This window comes from Kitasatospora sp. NPDC056800 (assembly GCF_042789775.1).
GTDB lineage: Bacteria > Actinomycetota > Actinomycetes > Streptomycetales > Streptomycetaceae > Kitasatospora.
Map to the genome: position 1 here is coordinate 1 of NZ_JBHUAL010000073.1, position 20523 is coordinate 20523.

20 protein-coding genes are annotated in these 20523 nt (G+C 75.1%); 10 read left to right on the forward strand and 10 right to left on the reverse strand.

Annotated elements, in window-relative coordinates:
- Nucleotides 1–72 precede the first annotated feature (72 nt).
- Both dapC and fdxA read right to left on the reverse strand, forming a co-directional pair.
- On the reverse strand, nt 73–1221 hold the full coding sequence (gene dapC / locus ACFRQN_RS18150; protein WP_074001371.1) for a succinyldiaminopimelate transaminase: 1149 nt from the start codon (nt 1219–1221) through the stop codon (nt 73–75).
- Nucleotides 1222–1241: 20 nt separating this feature from the next.
- Nucleotides 1242–1568 (reverse strand): ferredoxin, encoded by a 327-nt coding sequence (gene fdxA / locus ACFRQN_RS18155; protein WP_030061559.1) that lies wholly within the window; start codon nt 1566–1568, stop codon nt 1242–1244.
- A 199-nt stretch (nt 1569–1767) separates the two neighbouring features.
- On the opposite strand from fdxA, the gene ACFRQN_RS18160 reads away from it, so the two are divergent.
- Together ACFRQN_RS18160 and ACFRQN_RS18165 are read left to right on the forward strand one after the other, a co-directional pair.
- Nucleotides 1768–2712: a GNAT family N-acetyltransferase gene (locus ACFRQN_RS18160; RefSeq protein WP_338016247.1), complete on the forward strand. Its 945-nt coding sequence runs from the start codon at nt 1768–1770 to the stop codon at nt 2710–2712.
- A 97-nt stretch (nt 2713–2809) separates the two neighbouring features.
- Nucleotides 2810–3682, forward strand: a complete 873-nt coding sequence (locus ACFRQN_RS18165; RefSeq protein WP_074001369.1) for a transglutaminase-like domain-containing protein — start codon at nt 2810–2812, stop codon at nt 3680–3682.
- 41 nt (nt 3683–3723) lie between these two features.
- On the opposite strand, the gene ACFRQN_RS18170 is transcribed toward ACFRQN_RS18165, so the two are convergent.
- Entirely contained in the window at nt 3724–4353 is a 630-nt protein-coding gene (locus ACFRQN_RS18170) for a response regulator (protein WP_380741170.1), read from the reverse strand.
- A 64-nt stretch (nt 4354–4417) separates the two neighbouring features.
- Here ACFRQN_RS18170 and ACFRQN_RS18175 point away from each other — a divergent pair, with 64 nt between their 5' ends.
- Both ACFRQN_RS18175 and ACFRQN_RS18180 read left to right on the forward strand, forming a co-directional pair.
- Nucleotides 4418–5359 (forward strand): MerR family transcriptional regulator, encoded by a 942-nt coding sequence (locus tag ACFRQN_RS18175; RefSeq protein ID WP_380741171.1) that lies wholly within the window; start codon nt 4418–4420, stop codon nt 5357–5359.
- Complete coding sequence (locus tag ACFRQN_RS18180; RefSeq protein WP_074001366.1) at nt 5356–5847, forward strand: GNAT family N-acetyltransferase; 492 nt, start codon at nt 5356–5358, stop codon at nt 5845–5847. Before ACFRQN_RS18175 ends, ACFRQN_RS18180 begins: the two co-directional genes overlap by 4 nt.
- A gap of 63 nt (nt 5848–5910) precedes the next feature.
- On the opposite strand, the gene ACFRQN_RS18185 is transcribed toward ACFRQN_RS18180, so the two are convergent.
- The 3 genes from ACFRQN_RS18185 to murJ are packed head-to-tail and all read right to left on the reverse strand — an operon-like array spanning nt 5911 to nt 8200.
- On the reverse strand, nt 5911–6264 hold the full coding sequence (locus ACFRQN_RS18185; RefSeq protein WP_117489428.1) for a hypothetical protein: 354 nt from the start codon (nt 6262–6264) through the stop codon (nt 5911–5913).
- 14 nt (nt 6265–6278) lie between these two features.
- On the reverse strand, nt 6279–6599 hold the full coding sequence (locus tag ACFRQN_RS18190; RefSeq protein WP_049657348.1) for a hypothetical protein: 321 nt from the start codon (nt 6597–6599) through the stop codon (nt 6279–6281).
- A complete protein-coding gene (murJ, locus tag ACFRQN_RS18195; protein WP_117489426.1) occupies nt 6596–8200 on the reverse strand; it encodes a murein biosynthesis integral membrane protein MurJ in 1605 nt (534 codons plus the stop codon). The genes ACFRQN_RS18190 and murJ overlap by 4 nt, the downstream gene beginning before the upstream one ends.
- 143 nt (nt 8201–8343) lie before the next feature.
- Here murJ and ACFRQN_RS18200 point away from each other — a divergent pair, with 143 nt between their 5' ends.
- Together ACFRQN_RS18200 and ACFRQN_RS18205 are read left to right on the forward strand one after the other, a co-directional pair.
- Nucleotides 8344–9009, forward strand: coding sequence for a response regulator transcription factor (locus ACFRQN_RS18200; RefSeq protein ID WP_049657347.1), 666 nt, complete (start codon nt 8344–8346; stop codon nt 9007–9009).
- A 3-nt stretch (nt 9010–9012) separates the two neighbouring features.
- The gene (locus ACFRQN_RS18205; RefSeq protein ID WP_380741172.1) at nt 9013–10431 is read left to right on the forward strand and encodes a sensor histidine kinase; all 1419 of its coding nucleotides are present in this window, start codon (nt 9013–9015) and stop codon (nt 10429–10431) included.
- A 17-nt stretch (nt 10432–10448) separates the two neighbouring features.
- On the opposite strand, the gene ACFRQN_RS18210 is transcribed toward ACFRQN_RS18205, so the two are convergent.
- From ACFRQN_RS18210 to ACFRQN_RS18225, 4 genes are all read right to left on the reverse strand, one after another.
- Entirely contained in the window at nt 10449–11711 is a 1263-nt protein-coding gene (locus ACFRQN_RS18210; RefSeq protein ID WP_380741173.1) for a sensor histidine kinase, read from the reverse strand.
- Nucleotides 11712–11719: 8 nt separating this feature from the next.
- Complete coding sequence (locus ACFRQN_RS18215) at nt 11720–12442, reverse strand: ABC transporter permease (RefSeq protein WP_049658004.1); 723 nt, start codon at nt 12440–12442, stop codon at nt 11720–11722.
- Complete coding sequence (locus tag ACFRQN_RS18220; protein ID WP_380741174.1) at nt 12439–13428, reverse strand: ABC transporter ATP-binding protein; 990 nt, start codon at nt 13426–13428, stop codon at nt 12439–12441. Before ACFRQN_RS18220 ends, ACFRQN_RS18215 begins: the two co-directional genes overlap by 4 nt.
- A 195-nt stretch (nt 13429–13623) precedes the next feature.
- Nucleotides 13624–15777, reverse strand: a complete 2154-nt coding sequence (locus ACFRQN_RS18225) for a prolyl oligopeptidase family serine peptidase (protein WP_380741175.1) — start codon at nt 15775–15777, stop codon at nt 13624–13626.
- A 313-nt stretch (nt 15778–16090) separates the two neighbouring features.
- On the opposite strand from ACFRQN_RS18225, the gene ACFRQN_RS18230 reads away from it, so the two are divergent.
- The 4 genes from ACFRQN_RS18230 (at nt 16091) to ACFRQN_RS18245 (ending at nt 20393) form a co-directional block, all read left to right on the forward strand.
- Entirely contained in the window at nt 16091–16285 is a 195-nt protein-coding gene (locus tag ACFRQN_RS18230) for a DUF2304 family protein (RefSeq protein WP_049658010.1), read from the forward strand.
- Between the two features lie 31 nt (nt 16286–16316).
- Nucleotides 16317–17225 (forward strand): N-acetyl-1-D-myo-inositol-2-amino-2-deoxy-alpha-D-glucopyranoside deacetylase, encoded by a 909-nt coding sequence (gene mshB / locus ACFRQN_RS18235; RefSeq protein ID WP_380741176.1) that lies wholly within the window; start codon nt 16317–16319, stop codon nt 17223–17225.
- Nucleotides 17222–17680: a DUF6113 family protein gene (locus ACFRQN_RS18240; RefSeq protein WP_220450057.1), complete on the forward strand. Its 459-nt coding sequence runs from the start codon at nt 17222–17224 to the stop codon at nt 17678–17680. Before mshB ends, ACFRQN_RS18240 begins: the two co-directional genes overlap by 4 nt.
- Before the next feature lie 244 nt (nt 17681–17924).
- On the forward strand, nt 17925–20393 hold the full coding sequence (locus tag ACFRQN_RS18245) for a peptidoglycan binding domain-containing protein (protein ID WP_380741177.1): 2469 nt from the start codon (nt 17925–17927) through the stop codon (nt 20391–20393).
- The last annotated feature ends 130 nt before the right edge of the window (nt 20394–20523 follow it).

Below are 20523 nucleotides of genomic sequence, written 5' to 3' on the forward strand. Positions count from 1 at the left end.
GTCCTTGACACCGGCCCCCTTCGCCGTACGGTCGCCCGCTACGGTCGGCGCGCCGCGATCAGCGCACCGTCGTCAGCTCGCCGCGCCCAGCCGCTCCACGGCCGCGGCGACCCGCTCGTCGGTCGCCGTGAACGCGACCCGCACGAAGCGGTCGCCGGCCGGCCCGTAGAAGTCGCCGGGCGCCACCAGGATGCCCAGCCCGGCCAGTTCGGCCACGGTCTCCCAGCACGGGCGGTCCTGGGTCGCCCACAGGTAGAGGCTCGCCTCGGAGTGCTCGATCCGGAAGCCGTACGCCTCCAGCGCCGCCCGCAGCGCCGAGCGCCGGGCCGCGTACCGCTCGCGCTGCTCGGCCACGTGGGCGTCGTCCGCGAGCGCGGCGACCGTCGCCGCCTGGACCGGCGCCGGCACGATCATGCCGCCGTGCTTGCGCACCTCCAGCAGTTCCCTGACCACCACCGGGTCGCCCGCCACGAAGGAGGCGCGGTAGCCGGCCAGGTTGGAGCGCTTGGAGAGCGAGTGGACGGCCAGCAGGCCCTCGTGGCCGTCGCCGCAGACGTCCGGGTGCAGGACGGAGACCGGCTCGGCCTCCCAGCCCAGCTCCAGGTAGCACTCGTCGCTGACCAGCAGCGCCCCGTGCTCCCTGGCCCACTCGACGGCCCGGCGCAGCTCGTCCGCGCCCAGCACCCGGCCGGTCGGGTTGGACGGCGAGTTCACCCAGAGCAGGCGCACCCGGGAGCCGTCCAGCTCGTCCACCGAGTCGTACTCGACCGGCTCGGCGCCGCACAGCCGGGCGCCCACCTCGTAGGTCGGGTAGGCCAGGCGCGGGTAGGCGACCTGGTCGCCGGGGCCGAGGCCGAGCTGGGTCGGCAGCCAGGCCACCAGCTCCTTGGAGCCGACGGTCGGGAGCACGGCCTGCGGGCCGGTCTCCGCGCCGAGGCGGCGGTGCAGCCAGCCGGCGATCGCCTCGCGCAGCTCCAGCGGGCCCCAGACGGTCGGGTAGCCGGGGGTGTCGGTGTGCGCGGCCAGCGCCTTCTGGATCACCTCGGGGACCGGGTCCACCGGGGTGCCGACGGAGAAGTCGCAGAGCCCGCCGGGGTGGGCCAGGGCGGTCGCCTTGTACGGCTCCAGCTTGTCCCAGGGGAAGACGGGGAGCTTGTCCGAAACGCGGCGCGCCGCCCCCGGGTGACCCGGGAACGGCGCGCGCGTGCTGTTGGTACTCACAGCTGTTGTGCCACCGATCGTCAGTGGTCGGCGTTCTGCGGCGGCAGAGCGGCGATGAACGGGTGGTCACGCTCGATCAGACCGAGCTTGGAGGCGCCGCCGGGGGAACCCAGGTCGTCGAAGAACTCGACGTTCGCCTTGTAGTAGTCCTTCCACTCCTCCGGAGTGTCGTCCTCGTAGAAGATCGCCTCGACCGGGCAGACCGGCTCGCACGCGCCACAGTCGACACACTCATCCGGGTGGATGTAGAGCGATCGCTCGCCCTCGTAGATGCAGTCAACCGGGCACTCTTCGATGCACGCCTTGTCCTTCACGTCGACACAAGGCTGCGCGATGACGTAGGTCACGCTGTCGTTCCTCCTCGGAAGGGCCTGGTGGCCCGTTCTGTTCTGCTGCCGTGCGCGGTGAGCGCGGCGTCGTCGATGCCCGCCCCTAGTATCGCGGGTCGGAGACCGCAAATGCACAGGAGGTGGCCAGATGGCGACGCACGACCCGGTCGGCGACCGTCCAGAAGTCCGGATAGACCGCTCTGACGTGGGACGACGCGTGTCCGTCCGCCGCCTCGCGGAGTTCGTGGACGACCGGCCGGTGTTCCGGGATTCGATCGGCGTGCTCACATCGTGGGACGATCATGGGTTGACGATCGCCCCTCGAACCGGCGATCCGGTGTTCTTGCCGGAGAAGCTGCTGGTCGCAGGCAAGACCGTGCCGCCGTTCCCGGCCCGGCGCGTCCCGTTGCCGGTCACCGCGCCGGTCGAACTGCAGCGGATCGCGGGCCGCGGCTGGCCGGCCGTCGAGCAGGAGCCGCTCGGCGAGTGGACGCTGCGCGCCGCCGCCGGGTTCACCCGGCGGGCCAACTCCGTCCAGGCGCTCGGGGACCCGGGACTGCCGCTGCCCCGGGCGCTGGCGGCCGTCCGCGCCTGGTACGCGGCGCGCGGACTGCCCGCGTACGTCGAGGTGATCTCCCCCGGCTCACCCCCGGCGCTGGTCGCCGAACTCGACCGGCTCGGCGCCGGGTACGCGCCCACCCTGGTCCGCACCGCCCCGCTGGCCGGGCTCGCCCGGGCCGGCGCCGGGCACGACAGGGTGCGCCTCGCGCGGACCGCGGACGACCGGTGGCTGTCGGTGTACCGGCGGGTGAGCGGCGACCCGGCGGTGGAGGAGGCGGCCCGGCGGGTGCTGCACGGCGGGCCCTCGGTCTGGTTCGCCACCGTGCCGGGCGCCCCCGGGCAGCCGCCGCTGGCGATCGGACGCTGCGTCATCGAGGGCGCCTGGGCCTGCTTCGGCGCGATCGAGGTCCAGCCGTACGCCCGGCGGGCCGGACTGGCGACGACGGTCATGGCGGTGCTCGCCTCGCGCGCGGCCGAGGAGGGGGCGAGCGGCGGCTACCTCCAGGTCGAGGCGGAGAACGCGGGGGCGATCGCGCTCTATGACGGACTCGGCTTCACGACCAGTCACACTTACCACTACGCGCTCCTCCCCCAGGGGTAGCCGCCAGGCCGTACCGTCCGTCCGTTCGTCCGATCGCCCGCCCGATCGTCCGTCCGCCGCCTTGTCCGTCCGCCGTACGAAAGCCGTCGCCGTCACCGTGACCGAGCAGAGCAGAGACCGCTTCCGGACCGCCGCCCGCGCCGAGCAGCCCGACCCGGTGCTGCTGTGCCTGCTCGCCGCCGCCGAGCACGGCATGGTGCCCGACCCCGGCGACCCCGGCGAACCGCCGGGCGTGGACGCGCTGCTCGCCGCCTGCGAGGCCGCGTTCGAGCGGCACGCGGCGGCGGTCCGGACGGCCGTCGCCGAGCGGGCGCCGACCGGGCCGGAGGAGACCGCCGCCCTGCTCGCCGCGGTGCTCGGCGGGCGGGAGCGCTTCCACGGGCGGCAGTCGGACTACCGGCGGCTGGAGTCCTCGCTGCTGCCCGAGGTGCTGCGGCGCCGGCGCGGGCTGCCGATCACGCTCTCCCTGGTGTGGATGGCGGTCGGCCGGCGGGCCGGGCTGACCGTCCACGGCATCGCGCTGCCCGGCCACTTCATCGTCGCGGTGGGCGGCCCGGCCGGCGGCGAGGACTACGTCCTGGCCGACCCGTTCCACGGCGGGCGGCTGCTCGACCCGGCGGACGTCGAACGGCTGGTCGCCGCCGCCGGGGCGGAGTTCACCCCCGCCCTGCTCACCCCGGCCCAGCCGCTGGAGGTCGTGCTGCGGGTGCTCGGCAACATCCGGCTCTGGGCCGCCGACCGCCCCGAGCACGCCCGCACCCAGCTCTGGGCCACCGAACTCGCCCTGCTGCTGCCCCGGCACCCCGCCCAGCTGCGCCTGGAACGGGCCGAACTCCTCGTCCGCACCGGGGACTTCCTCGGCGGCTCGGCGGAGATGGACGCCTACGCGCAGATCCTCGACGCCTTCGACCCGGACACCGCCGCCAAGGTCCGGCAGGAGGCCCGGGCGGCCCGGCACCGGCTCAACTGACCCCCGTCTGCGGGCCGATGCCGGGGGCTTGAAGACTGGCCCTACAGCCAGCCCTTCTCCCGGGCGATCCGGACCGCCTCGGTGCGGTTGCGGGCCTCGGTCTTCTGGATCGCCATCGACAGGTAGTTGCGCACCGTCCCCTCGGACAGGTGCAGCCGCCGGGCGATGTCCGCGTTCACCGCGCCGTCGGCGGCCGCGCCCAGCACGTCCCGCTCGCGCGGGGTCAGCGGGTTGGCGCCCTCGGCCAGCGCGGCGGCGGCCAGCACCGGGTCGATCACCCGCTCGCCGCGCAGCACCCGGCGGATCGCCTCCGCCAGCTCGGCGGCCGGCGCGTCCTTCACCAGGAACGCGTCCGCGCCCGACTCCATCGCCCGGCGCAGGTAGCCGGGCCGGCCGAAGGTCGTCGCGATGACCACCTTGGTCCGGGGCGCCCGGTCGCGCAGCTCCGCGGCCGCCTCGATGCCCGTCATCCCCGGCATCTCGATGTCCAGCACGGCGACCTGCACGTCGTTCGCGAGCACCGCCGCCACCACCTCGTCCCCGCGGCCGACCTGCGCGACGACGTCGATGTCCCCCTCCAGCCCGAGCAGCGCGGCCAGCGCCTCCCGGACCATCCCCTGGTCCTCGGCGAGCAGCACGCGGATCGAGGCCCCGTTGTCAGTGTCGTTCATGGCCACGACCTTAGAGGGCCGCGGGCTTGCGTCTCCGGTAAGGGGAGAGTCCAGAGTGGTCCCCATGGACGGCAGCGAAACGCTCTACCCGATCGGCGACCTCGCCCGGCGCACCGGACTCACCGTCAAGACCATCCGGTTCTACGCCGACACCGGCCTCGTCCCGCCCACCGGGCGCAGCGCCGCCGGCTACCGGCTGTACGACGTGCACGCCCTCGCCCGGCTGGACCTCGTCCGCACCCTGCGCGAACTCGGGCTCGACCTGCCCGCGATCCGCCGGGTGCTGGAACGGGAGGCCCCGCTGCACGAGGTGGCCGCCGCACACGCCGAGGCGCTGGAGGTGCAGATCCGCACCCTCCGGCTGCGCCGGGCGGTGCTGCTCGCCGTCGCCCAACGCGCTTCCACACCCGAGGAGATGGGACTCATGCACAAGCTCGCCAAACTCTCCGACGCCGAACGCCGGCGCCTGGTCCAGGACTTCGTCGACGAGGCCTTCGGCGGCCTGGACGCCAACCCCGAGTTCGTCGCCATGATGCGCTCCGCCATGCCCGAACTGCCGGACGAGCCACGGACGGAGCAGGTCGAGGCCTGGGTCGAACTCGGCGAACTCGTCCAGGACCCGGACTTCCGCGCGGCCGTCCGGCGGATGGCCGAACAGCAGGCCGCCGAACGGGCCGAGGGCGACCGCGGCGGGCTGCACCACGCGCTCACCGAGACCGTACGGTCCCTGGTCGGTGCGGCGCTGGCCGCCGGCACCGACCCCGCCTCCCCCGCGGCCGGCCCCGTCCTCGACGCCCTCACCGCCGCCTACGCCGAGACCTTCGGCCGTCCCGACGACGCCGGGTTGCGGCGCTGGCTGCTCGACCGCCTGGAGAGCGCCGACGACCCGCGCGCCGAGCGCTACTGGCAGCTGCTGGCGGTCATCAACGGCTGGCCCGTCCCGGAGAGCCTCACCGGGGTATTCCGGTGGTTCACCGGGGCGCTGCGGGCCAGACTGGCGCAATGATCACCCTGGAACCCCTGCGCCCCGACCACGCCGAGGCCCTGCTGGCCTTCGAACGCGCCAACCGCGCGTACTTCGCCCGCAGCATCCCGGACCGCGGCGACGCCTACTTCGCCGGCTTCGCGGACCGCCACGCCGCCCTCCTCGCCGAACAGGCCGAAGGCACCTGCCGGTTCCACGTGGTGCTCGACGCGGCCGGCGGGCTGGTCGGCCGCGCCAACCTCGTCGACCTCGCCGACGGCAGCGCCGAACTCGGCTACCGGATCGCCGAATCGGCCGCCGGCCGCGGCGTCGCGAAGGCCGCCGTCGCCGAGGCCTGCCGCCTCGCGGCCACCGCCTACGGCCTGACCGTCCTGACCGCCGTCACCACCGTCGACAACCCCGCCTCCCAGGCCGTCCTCGCCCGCAACGGCTTCGCGCTCAGCCACCGGTTCCTCCTCGCCGACCGCCCCGCCCTCGCCTACCGCCGCCCCCTGGGCGACCTCGGCTGAGCGCGGGCCCGGCGCGGGCACGGCGCGGGCACGGCGCGGGCTGAAGGCCGGCCCGCCGTCCCGCTACGGCAGCCAGCGGCGGGCGGCCTCGACGCTGTCGGCGGGGCTGGTGTTGAAGGCGACGGCCGCCTGCGGGGCGTGACGGCGGACCAGGTTGACGACCGCCTCGAAGAACGGCAGCGCCGGTTCGGGCTTGCGGATGCCGCCGCCGATGACGACGACGTCCCAGCGGCGCCCGGCGAGGGCCGCCACGACGGCGGGTTCGGCGGTGTCGTCGGGGGCGACCAGGGTCACGGCGGCGTCGATGCCGTGCTCGGTGAAGCGGGCGAGTTCGGCGTCGAGGAGGGCCCGCACCGCGTCGCCGTCCACGCCGGGGACGGTGTGCGGGTCGAAGCCGAGGATGAGAACGGTGGGCATGCCCGGTACGACGCTCACTCCGGCCGCCCGGGTTCCCCGCCGAGGTAGCGGGCGGCGTCGACGAGGGTGAGCTTGGGGTCGGTCCAGGAGCAGACCTCCAGCCAGGAGAGCCGGCCGTCCTCGGCGAAGAGCAGGATCTCGCCGTCGGAGCCGATCGCCGCCTCGGCGACCACCTCCGAGCGGGCGCCGTCCTGGACGCCGGCGAACAGGGCGGTGCTGCAGCCGCACCGGCAGCGGGACTCGACGCGCAGGTGCGGGACCTGGGCGCGCAGGGGGTGGCCCTCGGGGAGGAGGAAGTCGAGGACCCGGGCGACGTCGCTGGGGAGGAGGGTCATGGGCGCCTGCGCAATCGTGTGGTGAGGACGGACAGTTCTTCGATCCGGAGGAGGTGGGCGAGCAGGAGGTAGCCGACGGCGAGGGCGGCGGCGGCCGGCAGGAGGCCGTACCGGGTGGCCCACCAGGCGCCCGCGGCGGCCGGCAGGGCGGCCAGCAGCGGCTTCCCGTGGGCTCCCAGGACCCGCAGCGGCCCGAGCCGCCGGCGCAGCAGCAGGGCGGCGGCCGCGCAGGTGAGCAGGAACGACGCCCCGTAGCAGCCGGCCATCCCGGTGACGGCCCAGCGCAGCGGCAGCAGCCGGTGGCAGAGCACCGCCCCCAGCGCCGTGGCGGCGACCGGCAGCAGGTTGAGCAGGAAGGGCGTACGGCTGTCGCCGAGCGCGTAGAAGACGCGGGTCAGCGCGTAGCCGGCGGAGTACAGGACCAGGCCGGGCGCGAAGGCGGTCAGCATCCCGGCGATGGCCCGCACGTCGTCGGCGCCGGTGCTCCCGTGCCCGAAGGCGAGCGCGCACAGCTGCGGCGCGAGGACCGCGAACGCGCAGGCCGCCGGGACGGTGACCACCGCGATGGTGCGGACGGTGCGGGCGAGCAGCGCGCGGACGGCCCGCGGGGAGTCGGCGGCGGCGGTGAGCGCGGGAACGACCGCCGTCACCACCGACACCGTGACCACCCCGTGCGGCACGATCCACAGCAGGTACGCGCTGCTGTACGCGGTGTACCCGACGCCCGGCAGCCCGGCCTCGGCGGCCCGCGCGCCGACGGAGGTCGACAGCCGGGTCACCACCCAGTAGCCCACCTGGTCGCCGAGCACCAGCAGCAGCGTCCACCCGGCGGCCCGCAGCGGCTCGCCGAGCCCGGCCTGCCGCCAGTCCCAGCGCGGCCGGGGCCGCACCCCGGCGGCCCGCAGGCAGGGCAGCAGCACCAGGCTCTGCGCCACCACCCCGGCCGTCGTACCGGCCCCGAGCACGGTCACGTCGGCCGTGGAGAAGGACCGTTGGCCGAGGTACCCGGCGAACACCCCGATCACCACCAGGTTGTTGAGCACCGGCGCCCAGGCCATCGGCGCGAACCGCTGCCGGGCGTTGAGGAGTTGGCCGAGCACCGTGAACAGCCCGTAGAAGAACACCTGCGGCAGGCACAGGTACGCCAGCAGCACCGTCCGGTCCAACTGCGCACCGCCGTACGCGGTGTAGGCCCGCACGAGGTACGGCGCGCCCGGCACCACCACCGCCGTCAGCACCAGCAGGGTGACCACCAGCACCGTCACCAGCCGGTCGACGTGCGCCGCCCCGCCGTCCGCCGACTCCTTGGCGGCACGCACCAGGTGGGGCACCAGCGCGGTGTTCAGGGCGCCGCCGATCAGCAGCACGAACAGCAGGTTGGGCACCGTGTTGGCCACGTTGTACCCGTCCGCGAGCAGCCCCGAGCCGAGGACCGCCACCAGCAGCGCCGAGCGGACGAAGCCGGTGGCCCGGGAGACCACCGTCCCGGCCGCCATCACCAGGCTGGGCGGCGGCGTGCGGCGCGGCCGCCGGTGGCGGGCGGGCCGCGGCGGACCGGGCAGCGGAGGGCGGGGCAACGGAGGACCCTCCAGTACGGTCATCCGCCGGCACCTCCCGTGTCAGGCACCGACTCGAACTGATCGGCGGAAACGGCGAGAGCATGCACCCGCGCCCCTGAAGCGGGGCTGAGAAAGCTGAAGACGGCTTAAGGAACGGATCCGGCGCCGGTGGCATCCTGATCCGCATGGAGATTCTGGTGGTGGAGGACGACGCCCAGGTCGCGGCGGCCGTACGGCGCGGCCTGGAGGTCGAGGGCTATACCGTCGACCTCGCCCCGGACGGCCTCACCGGCCTGCGGCTGGCCCAGCGGCACGCCTACCGGGCGATCGTGCTCGACATCATGCTGCCCGGCCTGAACGGCTACAAGGTGTGCGAGGCACTGCGCGCCGACGGCGTCACCACCCCGATCCTGATGCTGACCGCCAAGGACGGCGAGTACGACGAGGCCGAGGGCCTGGACACCGGCGCCGACGACTACCTCACCAAGCCGTTCTCCTACCTGGTCTTCCTGGCCCGGCTGCGCGCGCTGATCCGCCGCAGCCAGACGCCGGGCCCGCTGCTGCGGGTCGGCGACCTGTGGCTGGACCCGGCGGGCCGCCGCTGCGGCCGGGGCGGCGCCGAGATCACCCTCACCGAGCGGGAGTTCGCCGTCCTGCGCTGCCTGGCCGAGCACCCCGGCGAGGTGCTGTCCAAGCGCCGGATCGTCGACGAGGTGTGGGACATCGCCTTCGACGGCGAGGAGTCCATCGTCGAGGTGTACGTCAGCATGCTGCGCCGCAAGGTGGACGCGCCGTTCGGCGTCCGTTCGATCACCACCGTGCGCGGCGTCGGCTACCGGCTGGAGGCCTGACCGGTGCCCGGCAGGCTCTCCACCCGGCTGCGCACCTCGCTGGCGGCCGGCCTGGCCGCGCTGCTGCTGCTCGGCGTCGGCGCCTGGTGGCTGCGCGGCCACATGTACGACGCCCAGCTGGAGGCGGCCGAGGCGGACGCCCAGGCCCAGGCCCGCGAGATCAGCAGCGGCTACAAGCACGGCCAGCAGCTCGCGGACTACGGGCGGCTGCCGTACCTCGTCCTGGACAGCGACGGCCGGGTGCTGACCATGGGCGGCCCGCTGACCACCCAGCACCTGGCCGGGGACCCGCCCGCCGCCGTACCGAAACTCGCGCCGGACGACTGGCAGTCGGTCCAGCGGGTCGCCATCGGCCCGGCCGGGGAGGCCGCCGCCAACCGCTACTCGGGGCGCACCTTCACCGCGCTGGGCAGCTGGAGCCCGCTGCTGCGGCAGAACGACGAGAACGGCCAGCCGGTCAAGCCGGTGGTCGGCCCGTTCACGGTGTACGTGCTGGCCACCCCGTTCGCCGCCGAGGCCTCGCTGCACACCATCGACCCGGTGCTGCAGGTGGGCGTGCCGGCCGCCGCGCTGCTGGTCGCGCTGACGGCCTGGGCGGCGACCAGCCGGGCGCTGCGCCCGGTGGAGGCGATCCGCGCCGAACTGGCCGAGATCGGCGAGCACCGGCTGGACCGCCGCGTCCCGGTGCCGCCCGCCGGCGACGAGCTCACCCGGATGGCCCGGACCACCAACGCCACCCTGGACCGGCTGGAGCGCTCGGCCGTGCAGCAGCAGCGCTTCGTCGCGGATGCCTCGCACGAGCTGCGCAGCCCGATCGCCGCGCTGCGCACCAATCTGGAGGTGTCGCTGGCGCACCCCGACCGCACCGACTGGCCGGCCACCACCCGGGAGGCGCTCACCTCGGTCGAGCGGCTCCAGCAGCTCACCGAGGACCTGCTGTTCCTGGCCCGGGGCGCGCACCCGGCGACGGCCGGCCGGCTCACCACCGTCGACCTGTCCGCCGTGCTGCGCGAGCTCGCCGACCAGTACCGCCCCGGCCTCGGCGCCCGGCTCGTCCTGCGGGTGGACGCGCCCGAGGCGGTGCCGGTGCGCGGCAGCCGCATCCGGCTGCACCGGCTGGTGCGCAACCTGCTGGACAACGCCCGGCGGCACGCGTCCGCCGAGGTGGTGCTGTCCGCGCGGCGGACCGCGCACGGCTGCGTCCTGGAGGTCCGGGACGACGGCCCGGGCGTGCCGCCGGAGGACCGCGAGCGGATCTTCGAGCCGTTCACCCGGCTCGACGAGGCCCGCAGCCGGGACTCCGGCGGCAGCGGCCTGGGCCTGGCCATCGCCGCGGACATCGCCACGCGGCACGGCGGCACCCTGCGGGTCGCCCACGCCCCGCGCGGCGCCCGCTTCGTCCTGGAGCTCCCCCCGGCCTGACGGCCTGCGCGGCAGCCCTAAAGAGGCTTCGACACGGGCGCCGGCGCCGCAGTGGGCGCCGTCCGCAGCGGCACCGAGGCCCGCAGCCGGAAGCCCCGCCCGCGCTCCCCCGGCCCGGTCTCCAGCCGCCCGCCGACCAGCGCCAGCCGCTCCTCCAGCCCGGACAGCCCGTTGCCCGGCTGGGACTTGCCCGGCCCGCGCCCGTTGTCGACGATCTCCAGGACGGCGTAGCGCTCGCCGCTCGCCTCCCAGCTCTCGTCCGCCGTGACCGTGCAGACGGTGGCGCCCTCGCCGTGCCGGACGACGTTGGTCACGGCCTCGCGCAGCGCCCAGGCCAGCGCGCCCGTCTCCTCCTCGGCCAGCGACGGCCAGGCGTCCACCAGCTCCGGCGCGGCCTCCAGCCGGACCTGCGCGGCGGCCAGCGCGGTACGGGCGGCGGCCAGTTCGACCGGCAGGGTCGGCCGGCGGAAGCCGGTCACCGCCTCCCGGACGTCGATCAGCGACTGCCGGGCGACCTGCTCGATGTCGGCGACCTGCGCCCGCGCCGCCTCGTCCTTGCCCGCGTCCATGAACCGCCCGGCCAGCTCGCTCTTCAGGGTGATCAGCGACAGCGAGTGCCCGAGCAGGTCGTGCAGGTCGCGGGCCATCCGCAGCCGCTCCTCGGAGGCGGCCAGGTGCGCGACGGCGGCCCGGGCCTCGCGCAGCTCCTTCATGGTGGCGACCAGCCGCTGCAGCCCGGTCATCGCGACGCCGGAGAGGAAGGCGCTGAGCGCGAAGGTGGTGATGTTGTCGTTGCCCGCCCCGATCGCCGCCCCGACCACGGCGGTGAGCACGGCCATGGCGATCAGCACCCGCAGCGCGTACCGGGCCGGCGTGATGATGGCGACGCACACCGAGGCGTAGATGAACAGCGTCAGGAAGGCGGAGCCGAGGACGACCGAGGTGGCGACGGCCAGCGCGACCATCGTCGTGACGATCGCCAGGCAGGCCCGCGGCCGCATCCCGGCCTGCGAGCGGAAGATCACCAGCAGCACGTAGGCGCCCACGAACCCGGCCAGGCAGCACCAGCCGAGCACCGTCCCGGCCGTGGTGTGGGCGCCGCTCAGCAGGTCGCCGGCCGGGTAGGCCAGGTAGAGCATCCACAGCAGCATCCAGGCGACCTTGACCAGCAGCTGCCGCCTGGTCTCCACCGGGGAGCCGGGCACGTTCATGAAGGAGGCGCGCGCCGCTCCCGCCTCCGGCGGTTCGTCGGTGCGGTGGGTCCGGCGCGCGTCACTCATGCCGGTCATCATGCCTGGCGGGTGTCGCGGCGGTACAGCGCCGCCGCGGCGGCGGCGAACACCACGAGGAAGCCGGCCAGCCCGGCGACCGCGACGGTGTCCAGGGAGTGCCCGGGCCGGGTGAAGCCGGCCAGTTGGTTGTACAGGTACACCGGGTTGAACCGGGCGAACTTCTCCAGCGAGCCGCTCACCGGGAACCAGGTGCCGCCGAGCAGGGCCATCGCCATGTAGGTGATCATCACGATCGGCTGCACCGCGTCCGGCGCGGCCGCGTACCCGAGCGCCACCCCGAGCGCGGCAAAGACGAAGCTGCCCAGCCAGAGCGCGGCCGTCAGTCCGGCCCACTGCGGCACGGTCAGCGAGACCCCCTGGCTCGCGCCGACCGCGAAGACCACCAGGATCGCCGGCAGCGTGGTGACCGCGGTCGCCGCGATCTTGCCGACGGTGTACGCCCGGCCGGGCAGCGCGGTCAGCCGCAGCTGGCGCACCCAGCCGCTCTTGCGCTCCAGCGAGATCCGCTGCGCGCTGCCGGTCAGCACCGCGCCGACGGCGCCGAAGGTGGCCATCGAGACCATGAAGTAGGTCTTCACCGGCAGGCCGCCGGCCAGCTGGGTGGAGCCGTAGGCGTTGATGAAGAAGAAGTACATCAGCGCCGGGTAGGCGATGGTGAAGAGCAGGTAGCGCCGGTTGCGCAGGGTCCGCAGGATCTCCAGCTTGATCAGGGTGGTCATCGCACGCTCTCCTTGTCGGCGCTCGGCTCGTCGGTGCTCTGCTCGTCGGCGCGCCGGGCGCCGTCCTGGCGGTCCAGTTCGCCGGTGATGGTCAGGAAGGCCTGCTCCAGGCCCACGCCGGCCACCTCCAGCCCGCGCGGGTACAGCCCCGCCCGGTAGATCCCGGCCGCGGTGGCGTCGGCGTCCGCGGTCCGGATCCGCACCGTCCGCACCCCCGGGACCCGCGCGGTGACGTCCAGCGACTGCACGCCGGGCAGGGTGCGCAGCACGGACTCCTCGAACCCGCCGTCCGCGTCGTGGAGTTCGAAGGCGATCCGGCGGGCGCCGGCCCGTGCCTTGATCTCCGCCGAGCTGCCGTCGGCGATCAGCCGGCCGCGGTGCAGTACCAGGACGCGGTCGGCGATCGAGTCGGCCTCCTCCAGGTAGTGGGTGGCGAACAGCACCGTGCGCCCGGCGTCGGCCTGGGCGCGCATGCTCGCCCAGAACGACTGCCGCACGCTGACGTCCATGCCGGTGGTGGGCTCGTCCAGCACGATCAGGTCGTTGTCGCCCGCGATGGCCAGGGCGAAGCGGACCCGCTGCTCCTGGCCGCCGGACAGCTTGTCGACCCGGCGCTCCGCGAACTCGGTGATCCCGGCGTCGGTCAGCACCTCCGTGACCGACCGGCCGCGCGGGTGCACGTCGCAGGCGAGCTGCACCAGCTCGCGCACCTTGACGTCGGACATCAGCCCGCCGCTCTGCAGCATCGCGCCGACCCGGCCGTCCTCGATCGCCGCCCGCGGGGCGCCGCCGAACAGGGTCACGCTGCCCCGGTCGGGCTCGCGCAGGCCGAGCAGCAGGTCCAGGCTGGTGGACTTCCCGGCGCCGTTCGGCCCGAGCAGGGCGACGGTCTCGCCCGGTCGGAGCACGAGGTCCAGTCCGTCCACGGCGCGCACCCGCCCGTAGCTCTTGCCCACGCCGCGGAAGGCGGCCACCTCGGTAACCATTGCCCGGCTCCTCTTCCCTGAGGGTGTCACGCTCGTGGTGTCACGACCGGTGCTGTTCGCACCACCTCAGAGTCCCGCGCGGGCGGGTGGCGGCGGCAGTGTCCGCCGTCGTGCCTTCGGCATGACGGATGTCATGCCGGCGGCCGGTACCCCCGTCAGGGGCACCGGCCGCCGAAAGCGCTGGTCAGACGGGTGTCACACGCCCAGCGAGCGCTTCACGAAGTCGACCTGGAGCAGCAGCAGGTTCTCCGCGACCTCCTCCTGCGGGGTCATGTGGGTGACGCCGGACAGCGGCAGCACGGTGTGCGGACGCCCGGCGGCGAGCAGCGCCGAGGACAGCCGCAGGGTGTGCGCGGCCACCACGTTGTCGTCCGCCAGCCCGTGGATGATCATCAGCGGGCGCTCCAGCCCGGCCGCGTACCCGCTCAGCGAGTTGGCGGCGTACACCTCGGGCCGCTCGGCCGGGTCGCCCAGGTAGCGCTCGGTGTAGTGGGTGTCGTACAGCTCCCAGTCGGTCACCGGCGCCCCGGCCACCGCCGCGTGGAAGACGTCCGGGCGGCGCAGCACGGCGAGCGCGGAGAGGTAGCCGCCGTACGACCAGCCGCGGACGGCGACCCGGTCGAGGTCCAGCGGGAACTCCTCGGCGAGCGCCCGCAGCGCCTCCACCTGGTCGTCCAGGGTGGCCCCGGCGAAGTCGAAGGCGATCGACTTCTCCCAGGCCGGCCCGCGCCCGGGGGTGCCGCGCCCGTCGGCGACCACCACCGCGAAGCCCTGGTCGGCGAACCACTGCGAGTTGAGGTGCGGGTTGTGCGCCTGGAGGACGCGCTGGCCGTGCGGGCCGCCGTACGGGTCCATCAGGACGGGCAGCAGGCCGTCCCGCTCGCGGTCGTAGCCGGTGGGCAGGAAGACGGCGGACGGGATGCGGCGCTCGCCGGCGAAGCGGAAGACCGGGCGGGCGGTGATGGCCGGGGTCTCGGCGTACGAGGCGATGGTGGCGACGTCGTCGACCGCCAGGCCCTCCGGCAGGTCCCGGGCGACGGTGACCAGGGTGCCGGGCAGGTCGGGCTCGGCGGTGGCCCGGACGGTGATCCCGCCGCCGTGCACCGCGCTGGTGACGGAGGTGAACGGCCGGCCGTTGGCGGACTCCCAGCCCAGCCGCGTGCCGTCGTGGCTGATCCGGCCGACGCCGATCCAGCCCGGCTCGGGGTCGGTCTCCTCGGCGCCGCCGGCGGCGCTGAAGAACACCTCCCGCTCGGTGACCGCGACGACCGAGCGGACGTGCAGGTCGGCCCCGGTCACGGCGCGGTCGCCGATCACCAGCGCCCGCACTCCCCCCTCGTCGGAGATCCGGACCAGCTTGCCGTCCGGGGTCCAGGCCGGTGCGCCCTGGAACAGCTCCAGCCAGGCGCCGTCCTTCTCCTCGTGCAGCACCTCGGTGGCGCCGGTGGCCGTGTCCAGGCCGAGGATCCGCTGGCCGCGCTGGTCGCGGGTCTGGACCAGGAGCAGCGGCACACCGCCCTTCGACCAGTGCACCCGGCCCAGGTACGGGTAGGCCTCACGGTCCCAGACCACCTCGGTGCGCCCGCCGTACAGGTCGAGCAGCCAGAGCCCGACCTCCGCGTTGGCGCCGCCGGCCGCCGGGTAGGCGACCTCGGCGGGCTCGCGGTCCGGGTTCGCCGGGTCGGCGATCCACCAGCGGCGCACCGGGCTGTCGTCGGCGCGCTCGACCAGCAGCCGGTCGCTGTCCGGGGACCACCAGAAGCCGCGGTCGCGGTCCATCTCCTCCTGGGCGATGAACTCGGCCTGGCCCCAGGTGACGTTCGGGCCGTCCGGCTCGGCGAGCACCCGGTCGCCGCCGCCGTCGGTGCGGGTCAGCCGCAGCTCGCCGGCGGCGTTGGCGTACGCGACGTGGGCGCCGTCCGGGGCCGGGCGCGGGTCCAACAGCGGGCCCTCGGCGGGCAGTTCGGCGGTGGCGCCGGTGCCGAGGTCGGCGGTGAACAGCCGGCCGGAGAGGGCGAAGGCGGCCAGCGCGCCGGACGCGTCCAGGGCGTAGCCGACGATTCCGGCCGAGCCCTCGCGACTGCGCTCGCGGCGGGCCTTCTCGGCCGGCGACAGGTCCTCCCCGCCGCCGCCGAGCAGCGCGGCCGGGTCGGCGGCGACCCGCTCCTCGCCGGTGGCGGTGTCGAGGGTCCAGAGCAGGTTGGCCCGGTCGCGGCCCGAGCCGGAGCGCAGGAAGACGACCCGCGAGCCGTCGGGCGCGACGGAGAAGGAGCGGGGCGCGCCGACGGTGTAGCGCAGGGTCCGCGCGTACTGCCGTGGGAAGGTGTCGGCAGGGGTGTGGGAGGTCATGGCACCAGACCTTATGACGCCGGACCACCACCCCCGGGCGTGCACTGATCACTCGTTCGGAGCATCGTCGGCAAGTACGCCCCAAAGGGGTCCAAACCGCCTCCGACCGGCCCATGCGCCCCTCGGATGCCACGATGCCCCGGCGCGCGTGGCCTCACCGAGGGTAATGCCACCCTTACCCATCGGGTATGACTTGTCGCGCGAGCGGCCGTCCGGCCCCGTCCCGGACCGCGGTCGCCCGCAGCCCCCAGTCCCGCACCGTCCCTCGCCGCCTCCCCGGAGGCGGCGTGCCCGAGAAGGGGTGTGAGCCGACATGGCCATGAACATCTCCGCCGCCGTGCTGATGCTGGTCATCGTGGTGATCCTGATCCGCCGGTCCGGCCTGAAGCTGGCGCACGCGATCGTCTGCGCGCTGCTCGGCTTCTACCTGGCCTCCAGCTCGATCGCCCCGTCGATCAGCCAGGTCACCAGCAACCTCGCCGGAATGATCAACGGCCTGAGGCTCTGACCCCCACCGGCCGGTGGTTAGGCTTCCTCCCATGACCGCGACTACCGGCCGCCGCCTCCTCCTGGTCCACGCGCACCCCGACGACGAGTCGATCGGCAACGGGGCCACCATGGCCCGGTACGCCGCCGAGGGCGCCCGGGTCACGCTGGTGACCTGCACCCTCGGCGAGGGCGGCGAGGTGATCCCCCCGGAGCTGGCCCACCTGACGGCCGATCGGGACGACACCCTCGGCGCGTACCGGATCGGCGAGCTGACCGAGGCGATGAGCGCCCTCGGCGTGTCCGACTTCCGCTTCCTCGGCGGCCCGGGGCGCTACCGCGACTCCGGGATGATGGGCGTGCCCGAGAACGACGTGCCCGGCTGCTTCTGGCAGGCGGACGTCGACGAGGCGGCCGGCCACCTGGTCGCGGTGGTCCGCGAGGTGCGCCCGCAGGTGCTGGTCACGTACGACCCGGACGGCGGCTACGGGCACCCGGACCACATCCAGGCGCACCGGGTCGCGATGCGCGCGTACGAGCTGGCCGCCGACCCGGCGCACCGGCCGGAGCTGGGCCCGGCCTGGCGGATCGCCAAGGTGTACTGGAACCGGATGCCCCGCTCGGTGATCGAGGCCGGGCTCGCCGAGGCCGCCGCCAAGGCGTCCTTCCCGGGTGTCGCGCAGCCCGCCGACGTCCCCGGCGTGGTCGACGACGAGGTGGTCACCACTGTGCTGGACGGCGCCGCGCAGGCGGGGCGCAAGACCGCCGCGATGACCGCCCACGCCACCCAGATCACCGTGGACGGCGCCTTCTTCGCGCTCTCCAACGACCTGGCCCAGCCGCTGTTCACCACCGAGTACTACCAGTTGGTGCGCGGCCAGGCCGGGCCGGGCGAGCCGGAGGACGACCTGTTCGCCGGCCTCGCGCCCGACGCCGCGCCCGCCGAGGAGGGCACCCGATGAGCAAGCCCGCCGCCCGGCCGACCCGCCGCCCGCTCGCCGCCGCCGTGCTCGGCACCCGCGAGGAGCGGCTGGCCGAGCCCCAGCCCCCGCGCGCCGCCCGGATCGCCGCCTACGCCCTGTTCTTCCTGCTGGGCGTCGCGGTGTCGGTCTGCGGATCCTTTGTGCAGGCCCTGTGGCCGCCGGTGGGGGTCCTGTTGGCGCTCGCCGCGACCGCGGCCACCTTCTACGCCGGCCTGCGGGTCACCGGCACCCGGCTCGGCGCGGGCGCGCCCGCGGCCGGCTGGTTCCTGGCGATGCTGCTGCTGATGGTGCCCCGGCCCGAGGGCGACAACGTGCTGTGGTCCAACGCCACCTCGCTGGCCTGGCTGTTCGCCGGCTCGGTGCTGGGCGTGATCTGCGCCACCCTGCCCACCCGCACCAGCTGGTTCCCCGGGGTGCCCGGCCCCCCGCGCTGACCCCGGTCGTGCACGGCGTACCGTACCGCGTACGACGCGCAGTCAGGAGCGTACGGCCTTACTCTCATACCGGAGGAACCGGACGTATCAGGATCTGTCCGAAGCCGTTCGCCGCTCTGTTCTTCCCAGTATGGTGGTCCCGCAGAACGCCGTACCCGACCGCCGCCCGCCCCCGTCAAGGCCCGGCGACCACGAACCGCGGTCGCGCCGCACGGCCCGCCCGCGAACCCGGAGCAGAGCAGCATTGAGCAGCCGCGAATCTGACAACGCCCACCCGACGCCCCGGCGCACGGGTCCGGACGCCTACCCGTCGGGCACCCCGCCCTACGGCACACCGGGGCTCCCCGGCGGCGACCGGGCGGACGCCGGACCGGGCGCCGCGTCGGGCGGCGAGGACGACGGTCCGAAGACCGAGACCACCCTGACCACCCGGGTCCGGATCAACATCCCCGGCTCGCGTCCGATCCCGCCGGTCGTCGTCCGCAGCGCCGTCAAGAACGAGGACGGCCCCGGCGATGACGCCCCGGCGGCGGCCGCCGCCGAACCGGGCGGCCCGCGGCACCGGTCCGCGCCGACCTCGCCCGTCCTCGGTGTGATGGAGGACGGCGGCCGCCAGGCCGCCCCGCCGAACCTGCCGCCGGAGTGGCAGATCCCGCCGATCCCGCCGGCCACCTCCGAGTCGGAGTCCACCGGCGCCTGGTTCCGGCCGCGTCAGAAGAAGGCCCCGGTCGCCGAGCCCGCCCCGGCCGCCGTGCCCGCGGCCGTGCCGGCCGGTGCCGCCGGAGCGGCGGAGGCCCTGGCCGTGCCGGGCGCCGTCGCCGAGCCGCGCCCGCAGGGTGCCCACCCGGCCGCGGGCCAGGCCGCCCGCGCCAACGGCGCCCCGAACGGCCGCCCGGTGCCCGCCCAGGGCAAGCAGCCGCGCCCGGCCGCGCCCGCCGCGCCGTTCCAGGCCGAGGCCCCGGTGGAGGAGCCCGGCGTGTACGAGGCCGCCGCCCCCTTCACGCCGGTCGCCGATCCCTTCGCCCCAGTCGCCGACCCGTTCGCGCCGACCGCCGACCCGTTCGTCGCACCGGTCGCCGACCCGTTCGGCACCTCCGTCCCCGACGCCGGCCAGCAGGGCGGCCTCCCCCGGCGGGGCGGCGGCCAGCGGAACCGTCAGCAGCCGAGCGGGCAGCAGCTCGACGACCGGGCGGGCGGCCCGCGCCAGTCCGGTCCGCGCAACGACTTCCAGGCGAACGGCCACCCGGCCCCCGCACCGCACCCGCAGGCCGGACCGGCCGGCGAGCCGGGCCCGGAGGACACCTCGGTCGACGGCTTCGCGCCGATCCGCGACAACACCCCGCCGCCCGCCGCGATACCCGGCCTGCCCCGGAACGGCGCCCCGCACGGCGCCGACGGCCGTCCGCAGCCGGGCCTGTTCGCCTCGGCACCGACCGGCACCGACCCGTTCGCGGCCCAGCGCCCGACCGCTCCCGGCCAGGACGCCCCCGCCACCCCGGCGGGCCCCGGCGCCCTCTTCCCGGGCGCTCCCGGCGGCGCCCCGCAGCCCGGCGACCCGGAGGCCACCGCGGTCACCCCGCTGCCGGCCCCGGCCCCCGGCCCCCGGCCCGAGGCCGCCACGGACACCAAGGGCGGCAAGGGCAAGGGCGGCAAGGGTGGAAAGGGCAGCAAGGACGCCAAGGGCGACAAGGCCGCCCCCGCGCCGGCCCCCGCCAAGGCGAAGGCCGAGCCCGCCGCCCCCGCCAAGGCCAAGCGCGGCGGAGCCGGCAAGAAGCTGGTCAAGCTGGGCGTCTACGGCGGCGTCGCGGTGCTGTTCCTCGGCGCGGCCGCGTACGGCACCGGCCTGATGCTCAACCAGTCCGACGTCCCCAAGGGCACCGTGGTGCTCGGCGCCGAGATCGGCGGCAGCAGCCGCGACCAGGCGATCCACCAGCTGGACGAGTCGGTCGGCAAGGCCGGCCAGCAGCCGCTCAAGCTGAAGATCGGCGACCAGGCCGTGGACCTCGACCCGGCGGTCGCCGGGCTGAGCTTCGACACCACCGCCACCGTGGACGGCCTGGCCCAGCACAGCTACAACCCGGTCGACGTCATCAAGTCGCTCCAGGGCGGCACCAAGGCCGTCGCCCCGGAGGTCAAGGTCGACAAGGCCAAGCTCCGGGCCGCCCTGGACACCCTCGCGGCCGGCTCCGGCCAGGGCCTCCAGGAGGGCTACATCAAGTTCGGCGACGTCAACGGCGAGCCGATCGTCGTGCCCGGCCGGGCCGGGCAGGCGGTGGAGTCGGCGAGCGCCCTGGAGGCGATCGAGCAGGCCTACCGCGACCGCGCCGACGGCAAGCCCGACCAGCCGATCGCCCTCGCCGTCACGGCCGCCCAGCCGAAGATCTCCACCCAGGCCCTCCAGGCCGCCGCCGACAGCCTCGGCAAGCAGATCGCCGCGGGCAAGGTGCACGTCGTGGCCGGCGCGAAGACCTGGGACTTCGGCCCCAAGACCGCGGCCAAGGCGCTCACGCTCGTCCCGGACGCCTCCGGCAAGATCGTGCCCAAGTGGGACCTCGACGCGCTCGCCGCCCAGCTGGGCACCGCGTTCGACAAGGTGAAGGTCAAGAAGAACGGCCAGGTCGCCGCGATCACCCCGCAGGACGTCGCGGACGGCATCACCTCGGTGTTCGACAAGACCGGCGACAAGGACCGCACCTTCAAGTTCGTGGTCTGACCCGTCCGCGGTCGGACACCCGCACGGTCGGGCGCGTCCGCCCCCGACGAACCCGCGCCTCACGAGGGGCGGGGGCCCCCCCCCGGCCCCCCCCCCCCACACCCCCCCCCCCGGCCCCCACAATTGTAGC

What these genes read in the sequence shown, in the direction of transcription:
- ACFRQN_RS18170 (WP_380741170.1), bottom strand. Translation starts at nt 4,353, where the DNA reads ATGAACGACACTGACAACGGGGCCTCGATCCGCGTGCTGCTCGCCGAG.
- ACFRQN_RS18175 (WP_380741171.1), top strand. Translation starts at nt 4,418, where the DNA reads ATGGACGGCAGCGAAACGCTCTACCCGATCGGCGACCTCGCCCGGCGC.
- ACFRQN_RS18180 (WP_074001366.1), top strand. Translation starts at nt 5,356, where the DNA reads ATGATCACCCTGGAACCCCTGCGCCCCGACCACGCCGAGGCCCTGCTG.
- ACFRQN_RS18185 (WP_117489428.1), bottom strand. Translation starts at nt 6,264, where the DNA reads ATGCCCACCGTTCTCATCCTCGGCTTCGACCCGCACACCGTCCCCGGC.
- ACFRQN_RS18190 (WP_049657348.1), bottom strand. Translation starts at nt 6,599, where the DNA reads ATGACCCTCCTCCCCAGCGACGTCGCCCGGGTCCTCGACTTCCTCCTC.
- murJ (WP_117489426.1), bottom strand. Translation starts at nt 8,200, where the DNA reads ATGACCGTACTGGAGGGTCCTCCGTTGCCCCGCCCTCCGCTGCCCGGT.
- ACFRQN_RS18200 (WP_049657347.1), top strand. Translation starts at nt 8,344, where the DNA reads ATGGAGATTCTGGTGGTGGAGGACGACGCCCAGGTCGCGGCGGCCGTA.
- ACFRQN_RS18210 (WP_380741173.1), bottom strand. Translation starts at nt 11,711, where the DNA reads ATGAGTGACGCGCGCCGGACCCACCGCACCGACGAACCGCCGGAGGCG.
- ACFRQN_RS18215 (WP_049658004.1), bottom strand. Translation starts at nt 12,442, where the DNA reads ATGACCACCCTGATCAAGCTGGAGATCCTGCGGACCCTGCGCAACCGG.
- ACFRQN_RS18220 (WP_380741174.1), bottom strand. Translation starts at nt 13,428, where the DNA reads ATGGTTACCGAGGTGGCCGCCTTCCGCGGCGTGGGCAAGAGCTACGGG.
- ACFRQN_RS18225 (WP_380741175.1), bottom strand. Translation starts at nt 15,777, where the DNA reads ATGACCTCCCACACCCCTGCCGACACCTTCCCACGGCAGTACGCGCGG.
- ACFRQN_RS18230 (WP_049658010.1), top strand. Translation starts at nt 16,091, where the DNA reads ATGGCCATGAACATCTCCGCCGCCGTGCTGATGCTGGTCATCGTGGTG.
- mshB (WP_380741176.1), top strand. Translation starts at nt 16,317, where the DNA reads ATGACCGCGACTACCGGCCGCCGCCTCCTCCTGGTCCACGCGCACCCC.
- ACFRQN_RS18240 (WP_220450057.1), top strand. Translation starts at nt 17,222, where the DNA reads ATGAGCAAGCCCGCCGCCCGGCCGACCCGCCGCCCGCTCGCCGCCGCC.